At 57.5% G+C, this 19,015-nt stretch carries 17 protein-coding genes; 11 read left to right on the forward strand and 6 right to left on the reverse strand.

Annotated elements, in window-relative coordinates:
- Positions 1-56: 56 nt before the first annotated feature.
- Entirely contained in the window at positions 57-560 is a 504-nt protein-coding gene (locus tag ABLU96_RS07595; RefSeq protein ID WP_004098126.1) for a GNAT family N-acetyltransferase, read from the forward strand.
- A gap of 152 nt (positions 561-712) precedes the next feature.
- Positions 713-1,735, forward strand: coding sequence for an alpha/beta hydrolase (locus ABLU96_RS07600; protein ID WP_064405950.1), 1,023 nt, complete (start codon positions 713-715; stop codon positions 1,733-1,735).
- 40 nt (positions 1,736-1,775) lie between these two features.
- Here the strand turns inward: ABLU96_RS07600 and miaE are convergent, their stop codons facing one another.
- Positions 1,776-2,534: a tRNA isopentenyl-2-thiomethyl-A-37 hydroxylase MiaE gene (gene miaE, locus ABLU96_RS07605; protein ID WP_014227673.1), complete on the reverse strand. Its 759-nt coding sequence runs from the start codon at positions 2,532-2,534 to the stop codon at positions 1,776-1,778.
- A 52-nt stretch (positions 2,535-2,586) separates the two neighbouring features.
- The gene (gene rraB, locus ABLU96_RS07610) at positions 2,587-3,012 is read right to left on the reverse strand and encodes a ribonuclease E inhibitor RraB (RefSeq protein WP_004098122.1); all 426 of its coding nucleotides are present in this window, start codon (positions 3,010-3,012) and stop codon (positions 2,587-2,589) included.
- 164 nt (positions 3,013-3,176) lie between these two features.
- Between rraB and argF the strand changes: the two genes are divergently transcribed.
- Positions 3,177-4,181: an ornithine carbamoyltransferase gene (gene argF / locus ABLU96_RS07615; RefSeq protein WP_014227672.1), complete on the forward strand. Its 1,005-nt coding sequence runs from the start codon at positions 3,177-3,179 to the stop codon at positions 4,179-4,181.
- A gap of 111 nt (positions 4,182-4,292) precedes the next feature.
- Here argF and ABLU96_RS07620 read toward each other — a convergent pair whose 3' ends face one another.
- Positions 4,293-4,745, reverse strand: coding sequence for a YhcH/YjgK/YiaL family protein (locus ABLU96_RS07620; RefSeq protein ID WP_014227671.1), 453 nt, complete (start codon positions 4,743-4,745; stop codon positions 4,293-4,295).
- 192 nt (positions 4,746-4,937) lie between these two features.
- Between ABLU96_RS07620 and ABLU96_RS07625 the strand changes: the two genes are divergently transcribed.
- The 5 genes from ABLU96_RS07625 to ridA all read left to right on the forward strand — a co-directional run bounded on the left by ABLU96_RS07625 (position 4,938) and on the right by ridA (position 8,764).
- Positions 4,938-5,042, forward strand: a complete 105-nt coding sequence (locus tag ABLU96_RS07625) for a pyrBI operon leader peptide (RefSeq protein ID WP_072351778.1) — start codon at positions 4,938-4,940, stop codon at positions 5,040-5,042.
- A 36-nt stretch (positions 5,043-5,078) separates the two neighbouring features.
- A complete protein-coding gene (gene pyrB, locus ABLU96_RS07630) occupies positions 5,079-6,014 on the forward strand; it encodes an aspartate carbamoyltransferase (RefSeq protein ID WP_014227670.1) in 936 nt (311 codons plus the stop codon).
- Between the two features lie 11 nt (positions 6,015-6,025).
- A complete protein-coding gene (gene pyrI / locus ABLU96_RS07635; RefSeq protein WP_004098115.1) occupies positions 6,026-6,487 on the forward strand; it encodes an aspartate carbamoyltransferase regulatory subunit in 462 nt (153 codons plus the stop codon).
- Between the two features lie 260 nt (positions 6,488-6,747).
- Positions 6,748-8,223 (forward strand): N-acetylglucosamine-binding protein GbpA, encoded by a 1,476-nt coding sequence (gbpA, locus tag ABLU96_RS07640; RefSeq protein ID WP_064405951.1) that lies wholly within the window; start codon positions 6,748-6,750, stop codon positions 8,221-8,223.
- A 154-nt stretch (positions 8,224-8,377) separates the two neighbouring features.
- Positions 8,378-8,764, forward strand: a complete 387-nt coding sequence (ridA, locus tag ABLU96_RS07645) for a 2-iminobutanoate/2-iminopropanoate deaminase (protein ID WP_009652347.1) — start codon at positions 8,378-8,380, stop codon at positions 8,762-8,764.
- Positions 8,765-8,831: 67 nt separating this feature from the next.
- Here ridA and mgtA read toward each other — a convergent pair whose 3' ends face one another.
- Entirely contained in the window at positions 8,832-11,540 is a 2,709-nt protein-coding gene (gene mgtA, locus ABLU96_RS07650) for a magnesium-translocating P-type ATPase (protein ID WP_046878192.1), read from the reverse strand.
- Between the two features lie 378 nt (positions 11,541-11,918).
- Here mgtA and treR point away from each other — a divergent pair, with 378 nt between their 5' ends.
- The 3 genes from treR to treC all read left to right on the forward strand — a co-directional run bounded on the left by treR (position 11,919) and on the right by treC (position 16,123).
- On the forward strand, positions 11,919-12,866 hold the full coding sequence (treR, locus tag ABLU96_RS07655) for a trehalose operon repressor TreR (protein WP_014227667.1): 948 nt from the start codon (positions 11,919-11,921) through the stop codon (positions 12,864-12,866).
- Positions 12,867-12,994: 128 nt separating this feature from the next.
- Positions 12,995-14,413, forward strand: a complete 1,419-nt coding sequence (gene treB, locus ABLU96_RS07660; protein WP_014227666.1) for a PTS trehalose transporter subunit IIBC — start codon at positions 12,995-12,997, stop codon at positions 14,411-14,413.
- A 54-nt stretch (positions 14,414-14,467) separates the two neighbouring features.
- Positions 14,468-16,123, forward strand: a complete 1,656-nt coding sequence (treC, locus tag ABLU96_RS07665; RefSeq protein WP_046878191.1) for an alpha,alpha-phosphotrehalase — start codon at positions 14,468-14,470, stop codon at positions 16,121-16,123.
- A 123-nt stretch (positions 16,124-16,246) separates the two neighbouring features.
- On the opposite strand, the gene celB is transcribed toward treC, so the two are convergent.
- Together celB and ABLU96_RS07675 are read right to left on the reverse strand one after the other, a co-directional pair.
- The gene (gene celB, locus ABLU96_RS07670; RefSeq protein WP_046878190.1) at positions 16,247-17,602 is read right to left on the reverse strand and encodes a PTS cellobiose transporter subunit IIC; all 1,356 of its coding nucleotides are present in this window, start codon (positions 17,600-17,602) and stop codon (positions 16,247-16,249) included.
- A 26-nt stretch (positions 17,603-17,628) separates the two neighbouring features.
- Positions 17,629-18,936: a 6-phospho-beta-glucosidase gene (locus ABLU96_RS07675; protein WP_046878189.1), complete on the reverse strand. Its 1,308-nt coding sequence runs from the start codon at positions 18,934-18,936 to the stop codon at positions 17,629-17,631.
- Between the last annotated feature and the right edge of the window lie 79 nt (positions 18,937-19,015).

Genomic DNA, 19,015 nt, shown 5'->3' on the forward strand with positions numbered 1-19,015 from the left:
CCTCCCGCAGTGTTATTAACAACATTATCCGTCATTATTTTGCAATGAGTCTTCACATGAATACGAGCGCAACCCTACCGCTAACCCTGCGCCGCATCACGGCTAATGATAATCCAGCGATTGCCGCTGTTATCCGCCAGGTCTCCGCTGAATATGGTCTGACCGCCGACAAAGGCTATACGGTAGCCGATCCGAATCTGGATGAACTCTATGAGCTTTATAGCCAGCCGGGTTCCGCCTATTGGGTCGTTGAGCAGAATGGTGAAGTGGTGGGCGGCGGCGGCGTGGCACCGCTCTCCTGCAGCGAGCCCGATATCTGCGAACTACAAAAAATGTATTTTATGACCTCCGCGCGCGGCCAGGGGCTGGCGAAAAAGCTGGCGCTGATGGCCCTTGATTACGCCCGCGAACAGGGATTCAAACGCTGCTATCTGGAAACCACCGCCTTCCTGAAAGAAGCTGTCGGTTTATATGAGCACCTCGGCTTCGAGCATATTGCTGAGCCGCTGGGCTGCACCGGCCACGTTGACTGCGAAGTCAGGATGTTGAAAGTGCTGTAGCGCCCGCAAAACGGCGACGTTGATTAATCGAAAAAATGCATGGTTTTCATGCAAAAAGAGCGTTATTCACCGCCCGTTTTCGCTAATACACTCTTCGAGCATTGGATCTTTTCGCCTGCCGTCGCGGCAGGCTTTGCTCAGGATAGAACACCATGAAAAAACTCCCCCTCCTGCTCACCGGCGGCCTGCTGCTTGCCGGCATGGCTTCCTGCGTTAACGCCGGCGAACTTGCTGGCAATACCGAAGGCGCTCAGGTCATTCGCGTGGAAAAAACCCGGGGCCGTATCGATGCGCTCAACGATATCGTTTATAGCCAGGTAAAAAGCACCGTCGCCGTTCGTCAGCTGCATATGTCTTTACTGGTACCGCGTAACGGCGATCTGAAACCGGCAATCATCTATTTCCCCGGCGGCGGTTTCACCAGCGCGACCTGGAATAAGTTTATCGAGATGCGTATGGCGCTGGCGGCGGCGGGATTCGTCGTCGCGGCGGCGGAATACCGTACGGTTCCCGACACCTTCCCAGCCCCGGTTATCGATGGTAAAGCCGCCGTACGCTATCTGCGCGAACATGCCGCGGAATACGGTATAGACCCGTCGCGTATTGGCGTGCTGGGGGATTCCGCAGGCGGCTATATGGCGCAGATGCTGGCGCTCACCAACGGCGACAAAACGTTCGATCGTGGCGATAACCTGGCGCAATCCTCGGACGTGCAGGCCGCCGCCACGCTGTACGGTATTTCGAACCTGTTGAATATCGGCGAAGGTTTTCCGCAGGCGATTCAAAAGGTGCACCAGTCGCCGGCGGTCACTGAAGCGCTGCTGGTACACGGTAGCGCCTTTCGCGACTGGCCGGGAGCGACGATTGACAGCGATCCGCAAAAAGCCCTGGCGGCCAGCCCGATGGGCCATATCAGCGGTAAAAAGCCGCCGTTTTTAATTATGCACGGCAGCGCCGACACCCTGGTTTCACCGGTACAAAGTCAACAGCTCTATCGCGCGCTGAAAAAGGAGGGCAACCCGGCCGATTACGTGTTGCTCGCGGGCGCGGAGCACGGCGATGACAGCTGGTATCAGAAGCCGGTTATTGAACGGGTGGTGAACTGGTTTAAAGCGACCCTCGGCGCGCCCAAAGCCGCCGCGACGGCAGAGAAAGACAAAAACGCCAATCTGTAATGGATCGTCAGGCCGCTGCGGTGAAGCGGCGGCCTGACGTTCAGGCGGGCACGCCGCTGTGAAAACGAAACTCCGCTTCAGGCGCGTTAATAAGCGCCGCTTCCGCTTCGCCAAGCTGGCGCACGCGTTCGCTGATATCGTCCTGGGCGATTCTCTGCGCCAGGTCCAGATAGTCCTGATAGTGGCGCGCTTCGGAACGCAGCAGCGACAGATAAAACTTCTGCAGATCGTCATCCAGCCATGGCGCCAGCGCGGCAAAACGCTCGCAGGAGCGGGCTTCAATATAGGCTCCGCAGATGAGTTTATCGATCAGCATGACCGGTTCGTGAGAACGCACTTCCCGGCGCAGCCCGCGGGCATAGTTGCTGGCGGTGATTTTGACGTACGGGATTTCGCGGGAAAGCATGATTTCCCTCACCTGCCAGAAGTGATGCAGCTCCTCTTTGATCAGCAGAATCATGCTGTCGAGTAGCTGACGTCCCCAGGGATCGTCGGTCTGCGGCATGGCGCTTTTATTTATCTGCTTATGCAGCGCGACGAAATCCGGCTCCGGGCCCCAGCGGTAGGTGAAGTCCTCATACGGCTTCAGGCAGGCCAGCAGCTCATCCGCGTCCGCTTTATCCGCGACGTATCGACGCACCAGCAGCATAGCGTTTTGCGCCGCTTTCAGCTCGCACACCATATGGTCGGTCAACAGCAGCGGGAGGTTTTCCGGTTTACGGGCTTCATCAATCCACGCCTGAGGAGTTGGGCAATGCAGAAAGCTTAAAATCGGGGCGAGTATTTGCGGGTAATCCATTAAAATTCCTTGCTATACGGCGGCATATCGCACCGCCGTATACCTCTGCTACTTAGTGGCGAACGCCGTCGTCGTCTTCATCAACCAGATCTTCGTCGTCGTCACCTTCTTCGTCTTCCCCGTTCGGATCTTCGTAGTAGGTGCCCCAGCCGTCGTACTCGACGTCGTATTTTTCCGCCAGGGTCATCAGCTGCTCAACCTGGGCGTCAATCAGCTCGGCATTCAACGCGGATTCGCTGAGAATATCGCAGCAAATCACGGTATCGCCCTCTTCGACTTCCAGCTCTTCCGGCTCAGTCACTTCGTAGCCCAGCTTGAAGGCCTCGACCGCCACTTTCTCCAGCGTTTCGAAATCATCGGCAGAGAGATGATGCTCAATGGTGTACAGCGCGTCAGGATCGCTGCCGTCTTCGAGCAGCTCTTCAATAATCAGGCGCGTTTCTTCACGCTGTTCTTCCAGTAATTCCGGGTTTGCCATGGCTCGTTCCTCATAATGTGTCGCGGATGCTTCTATTGTCACATACCGCCGTGATTGCCTCCACCTTCTGAGCGAAAGATTTATGACACGGGGTTGCAAATGAATATTCATACATATAAAGTGAATTTTAATTCAACAAATGGCTTGAGCCATGTGAGGGAACCATGTCCGCGTTTTATCAGAAGCATTTTTTAAAGTTGCTCGATTTTACCCCCGCCGAAATCACCGCTCTGCTTGAGCTGGCGGCCAGGCTTAAAGCTGATAAGAAAAACAATATTGAAATTCAGCATCTCACCGGCAAAAACATCGCGCTCATCTTCGAAAAAGACTCTACCCGCACCCGATGCTCTTTCGAAGTTGCCGCATTTGACCAGGGCGCTCGCGTCACCTGGCTCGGCCCCAGCGGCAGCCAGATTGGCCATAAAGAGTCGATTAAAGACACCGCCCGCGTGCTGGGGCGCATGTACGACGGTATTCAATATCGCGGCCACGGCCAGGAAGTGGTTGAAACCCTGGCCGAGTATGCCGGCGTTCCGGTATGGAACGGCCTGACCAACGAATTCCACCCCACCCAGCTGCTGGCGGACTTACTGACCATGCAGGAGCATCTGCCGGGCAAAGCCTTTAATCAGATGACCCTGGTCTACGCCGGCGACGCGCGGAATAATATGGGCAACTCCATGCTCGAAGCCGCCGCGTTGACCGGGCTGGATCTGCGTCTGGTCGCGCCAACCGCCTGCTGGCCGGAAGAGAAGCTGGTCGAGCAGTGCCGGGCGCTGGCGCAGAAAAACGGCGGCAATATTACGCTGACCGAAGATATTGCGGCGGGCGTGAAGGGCGCGGACTTTATCTATACCGACGTCTGGGTATCAATGGGCGAAGCCAAAGAGAAGTGGGCGGAGCGTATCGCGCTGCTGCGCGGGTATCAGGTAAATAGCGAGATGATGGCGCTGACCGGCAATCCGCAGGTGAAATTCCTCCACTGCCTGCCCGCGTTCCACGACGACCAGACCACGCTCGGCAAACAGATGGCGGCGGAGTACGGCCTGCACGGTGGTATGGAAGTGACCGACGAGGTATTTGAATCCGCGGCGAGCATCGTTTTCGACCAGGCGGAAAACCGCATGCATACCATCAAAGCGGTGATGGTGGCGACGCTGGGTAAGTAAGCGTTCTCGCGATATTCCCCCGGATTGCGCTGCGCTTATCCGGGCTACCCGCCCCCAAACCGCGCGGATCTGTAGCCCGGGCAAGGCGCCAGCCGCAGCCCGGGGTATTTTTTACGCCATCAGCATCTTCACTACCGCTTTGCGCACCTTCGCCGGCGTGCCCACGGCGCACAGCGGCTTATGCACTTCACCGGGATAGAACACCACAAAGTCGCCTTCGCTGAGGATGACGGTTTTTTCCTGCGCACCCTCCGCCAGGAAAGCGATGTCTTTCTCCGCCAGCCAGTCGATATCCGGCGCGCCGGCAGGGAGAACGCTAAAGGTCATTCCTTCCTGGCCTTTCAGTACAATCTGGATGTCCAGGTAGCGGGCGTGATACTCGGCGCGGCGGTCGGCCATCGGCTCGGTGGTATCTTCGGAAATGAGATAGAACAGGTTGTTGCCGTCAATATCATGTTTACCCAGCGGCGTCGCGTCGGTGACATGCGCTTTAACATGTTCGATAGCCTCACGCAGAGACGCCGGCAACCCGCTTTGCAGATGGTGAATATTTCCAACGATCATAATAGCCCTCAAATATAAAACAGCTTTTCATTTCGCGTTTATACCCCCCATCCGACTGCCATACCACCTCTTTTTGCGGGTTTTTTGCGTTAACGCATGATTCCCCAGGCAAACGTTTACCTGTTTGTGGATTAATCGCTTGATCCGAAATATGAGCTGCGTATAATGCCACCCGTTTTGCCGGGAGGAATTATGGTTCAGTGTGTACGACATCGCGTCTTACCGCGTCTGAAAACAGACGCTGGCCTGCCGTTTTTTCTTTCCGTTGCATCCGTATTCGTAAAGCCCCTTATTTAAGGGGCTTTTTTTTTGCCCAGGCGTCAGGAGATAAACATGGCTAACCCGCTATATCAAAAACATATCATTTCCATAAACGATCTCAGCCGCGAAGACCTTGAACTGGTACTGGCAACCGCAGCAAAACTCAAAGCCAATCCGCAGCCGGAGCTGCTCAAGCATAAAGTGATCGCCAGCTGCTTTTTTGAAGCGTCGACCCGCACCCGCCTGTCGTTTGAGACCTCCATGCACCGCCTGGGCGCCAGCGTGGTCGGTTTCTCAGACAGCAGCAACACCTCGCTGGGCAAAAAAGGCGAAACCCTGGCCGATACCATCTCGGTCATCAGCACCTATGTCGATGCCATCGTCATGCGCCACCCGCAGGAGGGCGCGGCGCGTCTGGCGACCGAGTTCTCCGGCGGTATTCCGGTACTCAACGCCGGCGACGGCGCGAACCAGCATCCGACGCAGACCCTGCTGGATCTGTTCACCATTCAGGAGACCCAGGGCCGTCTGGAAAATCTTAACGTGGCGATGGTGGGTGACCTGAAATATGGCCGCACCGTTCACTCCCTGACCCAGGCGCTGGCGAAATTTAACGGCAACCGCTTCTACTTTATCGCCCCGGACGCGCTGGCCATGCCGCAGTACATCCTCGACATGCTCGATGAAAAAGGCATTGCCTGGAGCCTGCATAGCGCCATTGAAGAGGTGATGGAAGAGGTGGACATTCTGTATATGACCCGCGTGCAGAAAGAGCGTCTCGATCCGTCGGAATATGCCAACGTGAAGGCGCAGTTCGTCCTGCGCGCCGCCGACCTGGAAGGCGCACGCGCGAATATGAAGGTGCTGCATCCGCTGCCGCGCATTGATGAAATCACCACCGACGTCGATAAAACGCCGCACGCCTGGTACTTCCAGCAGGCGGGCAACGGCATCTTCGCGCGCCAGGCGTTACTGGCGCTGGTACTGAATAGCGATCTGGCACTGTAAGGGGAAAAGAGATGACACACGACAATAAATTACAGGTAGAAGCCATCAAACGTGGCACCGTTATCGACCATATCCCGGCGCAGGTCGGCTTTAAGCTGCTGACCCTGTTCAAACTGACCGAAACGGATCAGCGCATCACCATCGGCCTGAACCTGCCGTCAGGTGAAATGGGCCGCAAAGATTTGATCAAAATTGAGAACACCTTCCTGACCGACGAGCAGGTCAACCAGCTCTCCCTGTACGCGCCGCAGGCCACGGTAAACCGCATTGATGAGTATGAAGTCGTCGGTAAATCCCGACCGAATCTGCCGGACCGTATTAACAACGTGCTGGTATGCCCGAACAGCAACTGTATTAGCCACGCCGAGCCGGTATCCTCCAGCTTTGCGGTGAAGAAACGCGAAAACGATATCGCGCTGAAGTGCAAATATTGTGAAAAAGAATTTTCACATCATGTCGTGCTGGCAAATTAAATTCGCCAGCTTTTATCCGGAGCAGCCCGATAAACGGGACTGCTCCTGAACGATAATTTAAATCATCCGCACGGCCGTCAACTCACTGACCTCGGGTCAGATAATCAACATTCATCAATTTCTCATCAACTCGTCTCATGATTAAAAATAACAAACAATGAGATTAATCATTAAATATCACTGCTATTGAACCTGAATTTTTCCCTTCATACACTCCAGTGCGTTTTCTATTTTTTTAATCAATGTTCACAGGATGAATTATGAAAGTGAAAAAAATATCGTTATATACAGCAACATTATTATTTACCTCCTCAGCATTGGCTCACGGCTATGTGGAATCGCCGCCAAGTCGGGCGTACCAATGTCATTTAGGGAAAAACACCGACTGCGGTTCGGTGCAGTGGGAACCGCAAAGCGTCGAGCAAGCGAGCGGTTTTCCTGAAGGGGCAATGCCGCCTGATGGTAAACTGGCCAGCGCGGGTAAAAGCAACTTCTCGCAGCTGGATAGCCAGAGCCCGACTCGCTGGGCGAAAACCACGATAAAGAGCGGTAAAAATAATTTCGTCTGGCACCATTCTGCGCCGCATAGAACGACTAACTGGCGTTATTACATTACCAAACAGAACTGGGATCAAAATAAGCCGCTGACGCGCAGCGATTTTGAAAGTAAGCCATTTTGTCAAATCGACGGTAATGGCGCGACGCCGGCTGTACAGGTCACGCACTCCTGTAATGTACCCGATCGCACCGGCTATCAGGTTATTTATGCCGTCTGGGAAATTGCCGATACGGCAAATAGTTTTTATCAGGCCATTGACGTTGATTTCGGCGGCGCCAGCGATGAAACGGAGAATGAATCCCTCTGGACAACGCAGCTCGCAGGCCAGCTTAGCGGAAAAGATCTGCATGCGGGAGATAAAGTCATTGCCCATTTCTTTAACGCGAGCGGTGAAGTTCATTCGCTGCAAACGGAATTGACCATCGCCAGCGAAGCGCAAGGAAAAAGCAGCCAGTGGTCTTACGATCTGGCTGAAACTATTAATACCGCGCATCAGGGCAAGCTGCGCGCCGGGGTAAAAGGGAGTGATGGCAACATTACCCCCCTCCACGGCGTTAACCAGGTGTATGTGCCAAAAGACAGCACCGTTCAAAGCGTTACGCTGACCTACGCCGAGTCGCAGTCAGACGATATCGTGGAAGAATCCCTGAGCGTCGCCAACGTTAACGCAACCAAAATCGCCAACGGGAAAGCGACGGTGACGTTCAACGCCACGGCCAGGGGCAAAATGCATCTCACCGCCACCGTCAACGACCATGCGGGCACGCAGAAAGGGAGCATTCAGCAGACGATAGATAATCGCTCCCTGACGGTATCTATTCCGCTGACCAACGTTCAGGCAGGCCATCATATGCTGCGCTACTCTGCCAGCAATGCGCAGGGCGCCACCCTCAGCCAGGGGGTCATTGACCTGATGCTGGAAGAGAGTACGGTTCAGCCGGATCCGACCCCGACGCCTGCGCCTGCGCCTGCGGGAAACTACGACTATACCTTCCCGGATAACCTGAAAAGCTATAAGGCGGGAACGAAAGTCATGCAGCCTAAAAACGGCAAAGTGTACCAATGTCGCCCGTTCCCCTACAGCGGCTACTGCGTGCAGTGGAGCCAGTACGCCACTCAGTTCGAACCGGGTACAGGTTCTGACTGGGCCATGGCATGGACGGAAGTCACCCACTAACTTCATCCTTCAGGCTCACGCCTTATGCGGATAGCGCGCTGCGTTATCCGCTTTTCTCCTTCGCAAAATGCGGCCTGCTTAATGATAAAGCAGCCAGCACTCTTTATAATGACCCACGCCAGTCAGATTACATTCACATATTTCAGGAGAACTCATGTCTAAAACTATCGCGACGGAAAATGCGCCAGCAGCCATCGGCCCGTACGTTCAGGGCGTTGATCTGGGTAACATGATCATCACTTCCGGCCAGATCCCGGTAGACCCGAAAACCGGTAGCGTGCCGGAAGACGTCGCCGCGCAGGCGCGTCAGTCTCTGGAGAACGTGAAAGCTATCGTCGAAGCCGCGGGCCTGAAAGTGGGCGATATCGTTAAAACCACCGTTTTCGTCAAAGACCTCAACGATTTCGCCACCGTTAACGCCACCTATGAAGCCTTCTTCACCGAGCACAACGCCACCTTCCCGGCGCGCTCCTGCGTGGAAGTGGCGCGTCTGCCGAAAGACGTAAAAATTGAGATCGAAGCGATCGCCATTCGTCGCTAATCGTAGACAGTATGAACAAAGGCAGCCCGTGGCTGCCTTTGTTGTTTCTGCACGTAAAGCGCCTCGCTCACTGCCAGCCGTAGCGGCGGCTGTAGAAGCCTTTGACCATCTGGGTTAGCGTCATATAGCCCGCAAGGATCGCAATCAGCCATGGGAAATAGCTGAGCGGCAGCGCCTGAAGCTGCAGGTAGCCCGCCAGCGGCGAGAACGGCAGCGCAATCCCCACCACCATCACCAGCAGCGTCATCACGATCAGCGGCCAGGCCGCGCGGCTCTGGATAAACGGGATCCGCCGCGTACGGATCATATGCACAATCAGCGTCTGCGACAGCAGGCCAACCACGAACCAGCCGGACTGGAACAGGGTCTGATGTTCCGGCGTGTTGGCGTGGAACACCCACCACATCAGGCAGAACGTCAGAATATCGAATATGGAACTAATTGGCCCAAAGAAGACCATAAAGCGGCCGAGATCCGCCGGGTTCCAGCGCTGCGGTTTACGGATCTGCTCATCGTCCACGTTATCAAACGGAATGGCGACCTGGGAGACATCGTACAGCAGGTTCTGGATCAGCAGATGCAGCGGCAGCATCGGCAGGAACGGCAGGAAGGCGCTGGCGACCAGCACGCTGAAGACGTTACCGAAGTTGGAGCTGGCGGTCATTTTGATGTACTTGAGCATATTGGCGAAGGTCCGGCGGCCTTCAATAACCCCCTCTTCCAGCACCATCAGGCTCTTCTCCAGCAGGATGATATCCGCCGCCTCGCGGGCGATATCCACCGCGCCGTCGACGGAAATACCGATATCCGCCGCGCGCAGCGCCGGAGCGTCGTTAATGCCGTCGCCCATAAAACCCACCACGTGTCCTTCGCGTTTCAGCAGGGTCACGATACGCTCTTTGTGCAGCGGCGCCAGGCGAGCAAACAGGGTGGTACGTTTTGCCAGCTCGGCCAGTTCATCATCGCTCAGCGCTTCAACCTGGCTACCGATCACCACGTCACCCGCGTCCAGCCCGACTTCATGACAGACTTTCGCCGCCACCAGCTCGCTGTCGCCGGTCAGGATTTTGACCGTAATACCGCTGGCCTTCAGCGCTTTCAGCGCCGGGGCTGTGGTCTCTTTAGGCGGATCGAGGAAGGCGATATAGCCTTCGAGGATCAGGTCTGACTCATCCGCGCGCTGGTAGTCGCCTTCGCGGGCGGGCAGGTACTTCGTCGCCACCGCCACCACGCGCAGTCCCTGACGGTTGAGGGTGTCGGTTACGCGACGGATGCGCCGCAGCATGGTGTCGTCCAGCGGTACGATGTCGCCGTTATAGCGCACCTGGGTCGAGACGTTGAGGATCTCCTGCAGCGCCCCCTTGCAGATTAGCTGATGGACGTTGTCCTGCTCCTGCACCACCACCGACATGCGGCGACGCTCAAAATCGAACGGGATCTCATCGACTTTCTGCCAGCGTTCCGCCAGCCCGCGCGCTGGCTCCAGCTCGACGCCCTCCAGCACCGCGGTATCGAGCAGATTCTTCAGCCCGGTCTGATAGTGGCTGTTCAGCCAGGCCGTATGCAGCACGCGTTCGCTCACCTTGCCGGAGACATCGGTGTGGTTCTCCAGCACGATTTTATCCTGCGTCAGGGTGCCGGTTTTATCGGTGCACAGGATGTCCATCGCGCCAAAGTTCTGTATCGCGTCCAGGTGCTTGACGATCACTTTCTGTTTCGACAGCTTCACCGCCCCGCGCGCCAGGGTCGAGGTGACGATCATCGGCAGCATTTCCGGGGTCAGGCCCACCGCGACGGAGAGCGCGAACAGCGCCGCCTCCCACCAGTCGCCTTTGGTGTAGCCGTTAATCAGCAGCACGATCGGGGTCATCACCAGCATAAAGCGGATCAGCAGCATGCTGACCCGGCTGATGCCTTTCTGAAAGGCGTTCGGCTCGCTTTCCTGCTCGCTGACGCGGCCAGCCAGCTGGCCAAACCAGGTGCCGCCGCCGGTAGCGAAAACAATCGCCTGCGCCGAACCGCTGACCACGTTGGTGCCCATAAAGCACAGGGTGTCGCACTCCAGCGGGTTTGCCTGCAGCGGGTCGCGGGTGCGGGCCACTTTTTCGACCGGCAGCGATTCACCGGTCAGCGAGGCCTGAGCGACAAACAGGTCGCGCGCCTGAATGACGCGCAGGTCTGCCGGGATCATGTCTCCCGCCGATAGCTTGACGATATCCCCCGGCACCAGCTGGTCGATGGGCAGCTCGCACCAGCGGCTCTCGCCCTGCTCGTTCACCACCCGCAGGACCGTCGCGGTGTTGCTGACCATCGCCTTCAGGGCGTCCGCCGCTTTAGTTGAACGCGCTTCCTGAATAAAGTTCAGCAGCGTGGAGATCCCCACCATCAGGGCGATAACCGCGGCGGCAAACAGATCTTCCGTTGAGTAGGAGACGATACCCAGAACGGTCAGCAGCAGGTTGAAGGGGTTGCGATAGCAGCTCCAAAGATGCACCCACCACGGCGACGGCTTCTGCGCCGGGATCTGATTTTCGCCATACTGCGCGATTTTCTGCGCCACTTCGCCCGCATTTAGCCCTTCCGGATGGCTGGCGAAGGCGCGCCAGATTTCATTCTCATCCATTGCCGCCACGTCCAGGCACTGCTTGCCGAGGGAGTCCGGGATCGGCGCGCTCGCCAGATTGCGGGCATCGGGTAGCGGATCGCGTTGTACTAAACGACGCGGTAAATGACGACCAAGCTGGGCAAACAGCTGGCGGGTAAAATTTTTAAACATAAACAGTCCCTCCGCGCTCGCGCGAGCGAACGCAGGCTACCGACAGGCACGAGTCAACCTTACCTGTCAGGCATGTTATTTTTATGGCAGGGACGTCAAAGACATCGCTGCTTTACGCTTCCGGTAAAGCAGCGCTACGCAGATTTACCGGAAAAAAAGGGGGCTCCATCGAGGATGAGGAGTGGGATCGGGGTCCATAAAATCTCCGGTAAATGAATACAAACGGCGCGAATTATACCGTCGCCGATAATCTATTTGTGGCTATTATGGCGATAATACCCCCGGGCAACTAAACCAGACGTAAACCAGACTTTGCTCATTGTGGTTTCGTTGAGTAGCATTAGGCTCACTTTAAGCGGACCACAACGAGAACTCTGCATGCAAAACCGGCTGACCATCAAAGATATCGCACGCTTAAGCGGCGTCGGGAAATCGACGGTATCGCGCGTGCTTAACAACGAAAGCGGCGTCAGCGAACGCACGCGTGAGCGCGTTGAAGCGGTGATGCAGCAGCACGGGTTTTCGCCCTCACGTTCCGCCAGGGCGATGCGCGGCCAGAGCGATAAAGTGGTGGCAATCATCGTTACCCGTCTGGATTCGCTGTCGGAAAACCTCGCCGTACAGACCATGCTTCCCGCCTTTTACGCTCAGGGCTACGATCCGATTATGATGGAGAGCCAGTTTTCCCCGGCGCTGGTCGAGGAGCATCTCGGCATGCTCGCCCGGCGCAATATCGACGGCGTGGTGCTGTTTGGTTTCACCGGCATCCATGAAGAGATGCTCACCCCGTGGCGAGAGACGCTGGTGCTGCTGGCCCGCGACGCACCGGGCATCGCCTCCGTCTGCTATGACGATGAAGGTTCGATCAGGATGCTGATGCAGCGCCTGTACGATCGCGGGCATCGCCACATCAGTTTCCTCGGCGTGCCGCACAGCGACATCACCACCGGGCAGCGCCGCCACCAGGCCTACCTCGATTTCTGCCAGAAAAAACACCTCACGCCCCTCGCCGCGCTGCCGGGCCTGGGCATGAAGCAGGGCTACGAAAACGTTGCCGGCGTGCTGTCGGCTGAAACCAGCGCGCTGGTCTGCGCCACCGATACCCTCGCGCTGGGAGCCAGCAAATATCTCCAGCAGCAGGGAATCGATCGTCTCCAGCTCGCCAGCGTCGGCAGCACGCCGCTGATGAAGTTTCTCCACCCGGAGATCCTGACGGTCGATCCCGGCTACGCCGAGTCCGGACGCCAGGCGGCGCAGCAGCTGATCGAGCAGATCGCCGGAAACCGTGAACCCCGTCAAATCGTGATTCCCGCCGTACTGAATTAAGCCTGTCTTAACGATTTATGTGATCTTCGCTGGGTTTCGGGAACGTTCCCATTTTGCAATTCAAACGGAGCGAGTAGGATCCAATGCAAGTTAAATGCAACCTCTCCCCTCGGTCATGAGGCCTCATCATGAGTAAAGTGAATCAGCAGGACATCGATAAACTTATCGAACTGGTGGGCGGGCGCGACAATATCGCCACCGTCAGCCACTGTATTACCCGTCTGCGCTTTGTGCTGAATAATCCAGCCATTGCCAAACCGAAAGAAATTGAACAGCTCCGCATGGTGAAGGGCTGCTTTACCAACGCCGGGCAGTTCCAGGTGGTGATCGGTACCGAGGTTGGCGACTACTATAAAGCGCTGCTGGCGACCACCGGCCAGGCCAGCGCCGATAAAGAACAAGCCAAGAAAGCCGCGCGGCAGAATATGAAGTGGCATGAACAGCTCATTTCACACTTCGCGGAGATCTTCTTCCCGCTGCTGCCTGCGCTGATCAGCGGCGGCCTGATCTTAGGCTTCCGCAACGTGATCGGCGATCTGCCGATGAGCAACGGCCAGACGCTGGCGCAGATGCACCCGTCGCTGAAAACCCTTTATGACTTCCTGTGGCTGATTGGCGAGGCGATCTTCTTCTACCTGCCGGTGGGTATCTGCTGGTCCGCGGTAAAGAAAATGGGCGGCACGCCAATCCTCGGCATCGTGCTGGGCGTTACGTTAGTTTCTCCGCAGCTGATGAATGCCTACCTGCTGGGCCAGCAGGTGCCGGAAGTATGGAACTTCGGCCTGTTCACCATTGAGAAAGTCGGCTACCAGGCGCAGGTGATCCCGGCCTTGATGGCGGGGCTGGCGCTCGGCTTTATCGAAACGCGGCTGAAACGCATCGTGCCTGACTACCTCTATCTGGTGATCGTGCCGGTCTGTTCGCTGATCCTGGCGGTCTTTCTCGCCCACGCTTTTATCGGCCCGGTTGGCCGCATGATTGGCGACGGCGTGGCCTGGGCCGTGCGTCATCTGTTAACCGGCAGCTTCGCGCCGATTGGCGCCGCGCTATTCGGCTTCCTGTACGCGCCGCTGGTGATTACCGGTGTCCATCAGACCACGCTCGCCATCGATATGCAGATGATTCAAAGCATGGGCGGTACGCCGGTCTGGCCGCTGATCGCGCTGTCCAACATCGCCCAGGCATCGGCGGTGGTGGGAATCATCATCGCCAGCCGCAAGCAGAACGAACGCGAAATCTCCGTTCCGGCGGCCATTTCCGCCTACCTCGGCGTGACGGAACCAGCCATGTACGGCATCAACCTGAAATACCGCTTCCCGATGCTCTGCGCGATGGTCGGCTCCGGTCTTGCCGGGCTGCTGTGCGGACTGAACGGCGTGATGGCCAACGGCATCGGCGTCGGCGGCCTGCCGGGTATCCTCTCCATTCAACCAACCTACTGGCAGGTTTACGCGCTGGCGATGGCTATCGCCGTGGTCGTGCCGATTGTCCTGACAACGGTTGTTTACCAGCGCAAATTCCGCCAGGGCACCTTACAGATTGTCTGACGTCTTATTTTCGGGGCGCGCTGTCGCCCCCCTTTTTTGTAGCAGGAACGCAATATGAATACCCTTCCCCTCTGGTGGCAAAACGGCGTTATTTATCAAATCTATCCAAAGAGTTTCCAGGACACCACCGGGACCGGCACCGGCGATTTGCGCGGCGTGACCTCCCGCCTCGACTATCTGCAAAAACTCGGCGTTGACGCTATCTGGCTGACGCCGTTTTACGTCTCGCCGCAGGTGGATAACGGCTACGATGTGGCCAACTATACCGCTATCGATCCCGCCTACGGCACGCTCGACGATTTCGACGAGCTGGTGGCCCAGGCGAAGGCGCGAGGAATTCGTATCGTGCTGGATATGGTGCTGAACCACACGTCGACCGAGCACGCCTGGTTCCGCGAAGCGCTCAACAAAGAGAGCCCGTATCGTCAGTTCTATATCTGGCGCGACGGCGAACCGACCACGCCGCCGAACAACTGGCAATCTAAGTTTGGCGGCAACGCCTGGCAGTGGCACGCCGAAAGCGAGCAGTACTATCTGCATCTGTACGCCGTCGAGCAGGCGGATCTGAACTGGGAAAATCCGGCGGTGCGCGCGGAGCTGAAAAAAGTCTGCGAATTCTGGGCCGATCGCGGCGTCGATGGCCTGCGCCTCGACGTGATCAATGTTATCTCCAAAGACCAGACCTTCCCGTCCGATACCGCGGGCGACGGCCGCCGCTTCTATACCGATGGTCCGCGAGCGCACGAATTTTTGCAGGAGATGAGCCGCGATGTCTTTACCCCGCGCAACCTGATGACGGTGGGCGAAATGTCCTCCACCACGCTTGAGCATTGCCAGAAGTACGCGGCGCTCGACGGCAGCGAGCTATCGATGACCTTTAACTTCCACCATCTGAAGGTGGACTATCCCGGCGGCGAGAAGTGGACGCTGGCGCGCCCGGATTTTGTAGCCTTGAAATCGCTGTTCAGGCACTGGCAGCAGGGGATGCACAATCGCGCGTGGAACGCGCTGTTCTGGTGTAATCACGACCAGCCGCGCATCGTCTCCCGCTTCGGCGACGAGGGGGAGTACCGCGTCCCGGCGGCGAAAATGCTGGCGATGGTGCTGCACGGCATGCAGGGCACGCCCTATATCTATCAGGGCGAAGAGATTGGCATGACCAACCCGCACTTTACGCGCATCACCGATTATCGCGACGTTGAAAGCCACAACATGTTTATCGAACGCGCGGCGCAGGGCCGGGATGCGGATGAACTGTTGGCGATTCTGGCCAGCAAATCGCGCGATAACAGCCGCACGCCCATGCAGTGGAACAGCGGTGAGGGCGGCGGATTCACCGCCGGCGAGCCGTGGATTGCGCTGTGCGATAACTATCGCGAGATTAACGCCGAGGCGGCGCTGGCGGACCCGGAATCGGTGTTTTATGCCTATCAGCGGCTGATTACGCTGCGCAAGAGCACGCCGGTGCTGACCTGGGGCGACTATCAGGATCTGCTGCCGGAACATCCGTCGCTGTGGTGCTATCGCCGTCAGTGGCAGGGGCAAACCCTGGTGGTCGTGGCGAACCTGAGCCGCGAGTTCCAGCGCTGGCAGCCGGAAGCGATGAGCGGCGACTGGCGGATGCTGATGAGCAACTACGCGGAAGCGGCGAACCGCCCTGCCGATATGACCCTGCGTCCGTTTGAAGCGGTATGGTGGCTGCAGGAGTAACCCCTACCCGACTTGCGCTGAGAGTCCCGGGTCGCGCTGCGCTTACCCGGGCTACAGGTTCACCCTCTTCTGCGAGCCGGTAGCCCGGACAGGCGCGTCACGCGCCGCCTCCGGGAATATGCTTTAAATACGATCGGCCGCAGACAGCGTCGCGCTGGCTTCCGGCTGCGCGGACGCCTGCTCTTCTTTCGCCTTCAGGCGATCCCATACCCGGAAGAAGGGATAATAGATCACCAGCGAGATCGCCAGGTTCACCACCTGCAGCACCGCGCCGGAAATATGCCCTCCCGTCGCCAGATAGCCGCTCATAAAAATAGGCGTGGTAAACGGCAGCGCAATCCCCGCCGGCTTCATCACCAGCCCGGTGGCCATCGCAGTATACGAGACAATCACCAGCAGGACCGGCGTCAAAATAAACGGCAGGAAGAAGTACGGGTTCATCACCAGCGGAATGCCGAATACCATCGGCTCGCTGATATTGAACAGCGCTCCCGGCGCGGCAATTTTCCCCAGCTGTTTCATCTGCTGGCTACGGCTGCGCAGCAGCATAAAAATCACCAGCCCCAGCAGCGCTCCGGTACCGCCGGGCGCAATCCACAGGTCATAAAACTGCTGGGTGATGATATGCGGGATCGGCAGCCCATTCTGAAACGCTTCCAGGTTTTCCGACATATTCGACAGCCAGACCGGGCGAATAAACACCAGCACAATGGTGTCGCCGTGCAGCCCCAGGGTCCACAGGATACCAATCAGGATCACCGAGATAATCATCCCCGGCAGCGAACCGCCGACGTGCGACATGGGAATACCGATAAGGGTGGTAATCATGCTATTGATATCGCCGAACGGCGAAGCTTCAACGATCAGGCGCAGCGCCAGCACCACGGCCAGCACGCAGAAGCCGGGGATCAGGGCGAGAAAAGATTTCGCCACCGCGGGCGGTACGCCCTCCGGCATGCGGATCACCAGATTACGGCTGGCCACCAGGCGGTAGATCTCCGTGGAAAGCAGCGAAATCACAATCGCCACAAACAGCCCCTGGCTGCCAATCATCCCCACCGGCAGCACGCCTTTGACAAGCTGCGCCGCCGAACCGTCTGCCGGCGTAAAGAGCGTCACCTGGGGGATCGTCATCACAAACGCCACCAGCGACATCGCCCCGGCGCTGAGCGGGTCCAGGGTGCGATATTTTTCCGCCAGGCGGTAGGCAATGCCGAACGCGGAGAGCAGCGCCATGATGTCATAGGTCGCTTTGACCGGGTACAGCATCTTATCGCGCCAGGCATCGCCAAACACGCTGGTCATCATCTCACCGTAGCCGGGAATCGGCAGGTAGGCGAATATCAGGAAAAACGAGCCAATCAGCATAAACGGCATATTGAGAATAATGCCGTCGCGTACCGACAGGACATGCTTCTGACCGCCGATTTTCAGCGCGGCGGGCATGACAGAGCGTTCAATAAATGAAGTACGAGACATAGTGGTATCCCCGAAGGCGGAAAAGTTTAGTTAAACTGCGTTAACCAGGGGCGGTTGATGGTTAACACCTCATCAAGCAGCGCCCGGGCATCGGTCACATTCCCGACCAGCGGGTTACTCACCAGCGCCAGCAGCGCGCTATCCCGGCAGCCGTGGACCGCGGCCTCAATCGTCAAGCGCTCGAAGGCTTTCACCTGTTGCGTCAGCCCGTTCATGATCGGCGGCAGCGCGCCAAAGGCCAGCGGTCGTGCGCCCTGCGCGTCAATAATGCTGTTAATTTCCACCACCGCATCATCATCGAAGCCGTGAATCGCGCCGTTGTTGCGGGTGTTGACGACCATCTCTTTGCCAAGATTGTTGTAGATGGCGTTAATCAGCTCCACCGCCACTTCGGAATAGTACGCCCCGCCGCGGAAGCTCAGCTGTTCGGGCTTTTCATCCAGCTCGGGCCGGGCATAGATATCAAACAGCTCCTGTTCCACCTTCATCACCTGTTCCGCGCGGGTGCCTTTGGTTTTGGCCGACTCAATCTCTTCCGCCAGCATCGCCGGCGTCAGCCAGAAATAGCGATGATAGGGACAGGGGATGGCCTTCAGGGCCCGCAGAAACTCCGCCGGCCACGGCAGCGATTGAATATTGTTCATCGAGAGCGATTGACCGTCACACAGCATGTCGATGACCTTACTGGTCACCTCTTCCCGCCCCTGCATCACCTTGTGTACCCAGACCATATGATTCAGCCCGGCGAAGCTCAGCCGGACCTCCTCTTCTTTTGCGTCCAGCATTCCGGCAATCATGTGCTGCATATTGATGGGCACGTTGCACAGGCCGATGATTTTCGCGCTGCTGTAGCGGCTCACCGCCTCCGTCACGATCCCTGCCGGATTGGTAAAATTAAGGATAAAGGCGTCGGGCGCCAGCGCTTCCACCTTGCGGGCAACCTGTAAAATCACCGGAATAGTGCGCAGCGCTTTGGCAAAGCCGCCGACGCCGGTGGTTTCCTGACCCAGCAGATGGTACTTCAGCCCCAACCGCTCATCCGCCGCCCGCGCCGCCAGCTGCCCAACCCGCAGCTGGGTCAGCACGAATTGAGCGCCGCGAATGGCCTCATCGAGGCCGAAATGCACGCTGACCTTCACCTGTTCGAGGCCATGGCGCTTTAGCATACGCTGGGTCAGCGCGGCGATAATCGCCACTTTCTCGCGCCCGGCTTCGACATCCACCAGCGCCAGTTCCGTGACCGGAATCTGCTGATGGCGAAGGATAATGCCTTCGACAAGTTCCGGCGTATAACTGCTGCCGCCGCCGATGACGGCAATTTTCAATGTTTGCATAGTGGCCTCATTTTTGGCGTACAGATCCCCGCGCAAGGCCGCAGCGGCGTTGCGAAATGAACGCGTTGATGGGTAAGGG

Source organism: Klebsiella sp. CN_Kp106 (genome assembly GCF_040064575.1).
Taxonomy (GTDB): domain Bacteria; phylum Pseudomonadota; class Gammaproteobacteria; order Enterobacterales; family Enterobacteriaceae; genus Klebsiella; species Klebsiella michiganensis.

Excerpts from the sequence above, each read along its gene's own strand:
- celB (WP_046878190.1), bottom strand. The coding sequence starts at position 17,602 with ATGTCTCGTACTTCATTTATTGAACGCTCTGTCATGCCCGCCGCGCTG.
- treR (WP_014227667.1), top strand. The coding sequence starts at position 11,919 with ATGCAAAACCGGCTGACCATCAAAGATATCGCACGCTTAAGCGGCGTC.
- pyrB (WP_014227670.1), top strand. The coding sequence starts at position 5,079 with ATGGCTAACCCGCTATATCAAAAACATATCATTTCCATAAACGATCTC.
- ABLU96_RS07595 (WP_004098126.1), top strand. The coding sequence starts at position 57 with ATGAATACGAGCGCAACCCTACCGCTAACCCTGCGCCGCATCACGGCT.
- ABLU96_RS07675 (WP_046878189.1), bottom strand. The coding sequence starts at position 18,936 with ATGCAAACATTGAAAATTGCCGTCATCGGCGGCGGCAGCAGTTATACG.
- rraB (WP_004098122.1), bottom strand. The coding sequence starts at position 3,012 with ATGGCAAACCCGGAATTACTGGAAGAACAGCGTGAAGAAACGCGCCTG.
- treB (WP_014227666.1), top strand. The coding sequence starts at position 12,995 with ATGAGTAAAGTGAATCAGCAGGACATCGATAAACTTATCGAACTGGTG.
- ridA (WP_009652347.1), top strand. The coding sequence starts at position 8,378 with ATGTCTAAAACTATCGCGACGGAAAATGCGCCAGCAGCCATCGGCCCG.
- gbpA (WP_064405951.1), top strand. The coding sequence starts at position 6,748 with ATGAAAGTGAAAAAAATATCGTTATATACAGCAACATTATTATTTACC.
- treC (WP_046878191.1), top strand. The coding sequence starts at position 14,468 with ATGAATACCCTTCCCCTCTGGTGGCAAAACGGCGTTATTTATCAAATC.
- argF (WP_014227672.1), top strand. The coding sequence starts at position 3,177 with ATGTCCGCGTTTTATCAGAAGCATTTTTTAAAGTTGCTCGATTTTACC.
- ABLU96_RS07600 (WP_064405950.1), top strand. The coding sequence starts at position 713 with ATGAAAAAACTCCCCCTCCTGCTCACCGGCGGCCTGCTGCTTGCCGGC.
- miaE (WP_014227673.1), bottom strand. The coding sequence starts at position 2,534 with ATGGATTACCCGCAAATACTCGCCCCGATTTTAAGCTTTCTGCATTGC.
- pyrI (WP_004098115.1), top strand. The coding sequence starts at position 6,026 with ATGACACACGACAATAAATTACAGGTAGAAGCCATCAAACGTGGCACC.
- mgtA (WP_046878192.1), bottom strand. The coding sequence starts at position 11,540 with ATGTTTAAAAATTTTACCCGCCAGCTGTTTGCCCAGCTTGGTCGTCAT.
- ABLU96_RS07620 (WP_014227671.1), bottom strand. The coding sequence starts at position 4,745 with ATGATCGTTGGAAATATTCACCATCTGCAAAGCGGGTTGCCGGCGTCT.
- ABLU96_RS07625 (WP_072351778.1), top strand. The coding sequence starts at position 4,938 with ATGGTTCAGTGTGTACGACATCGCGTCTTACCGCGTCTGAAAACAGAC.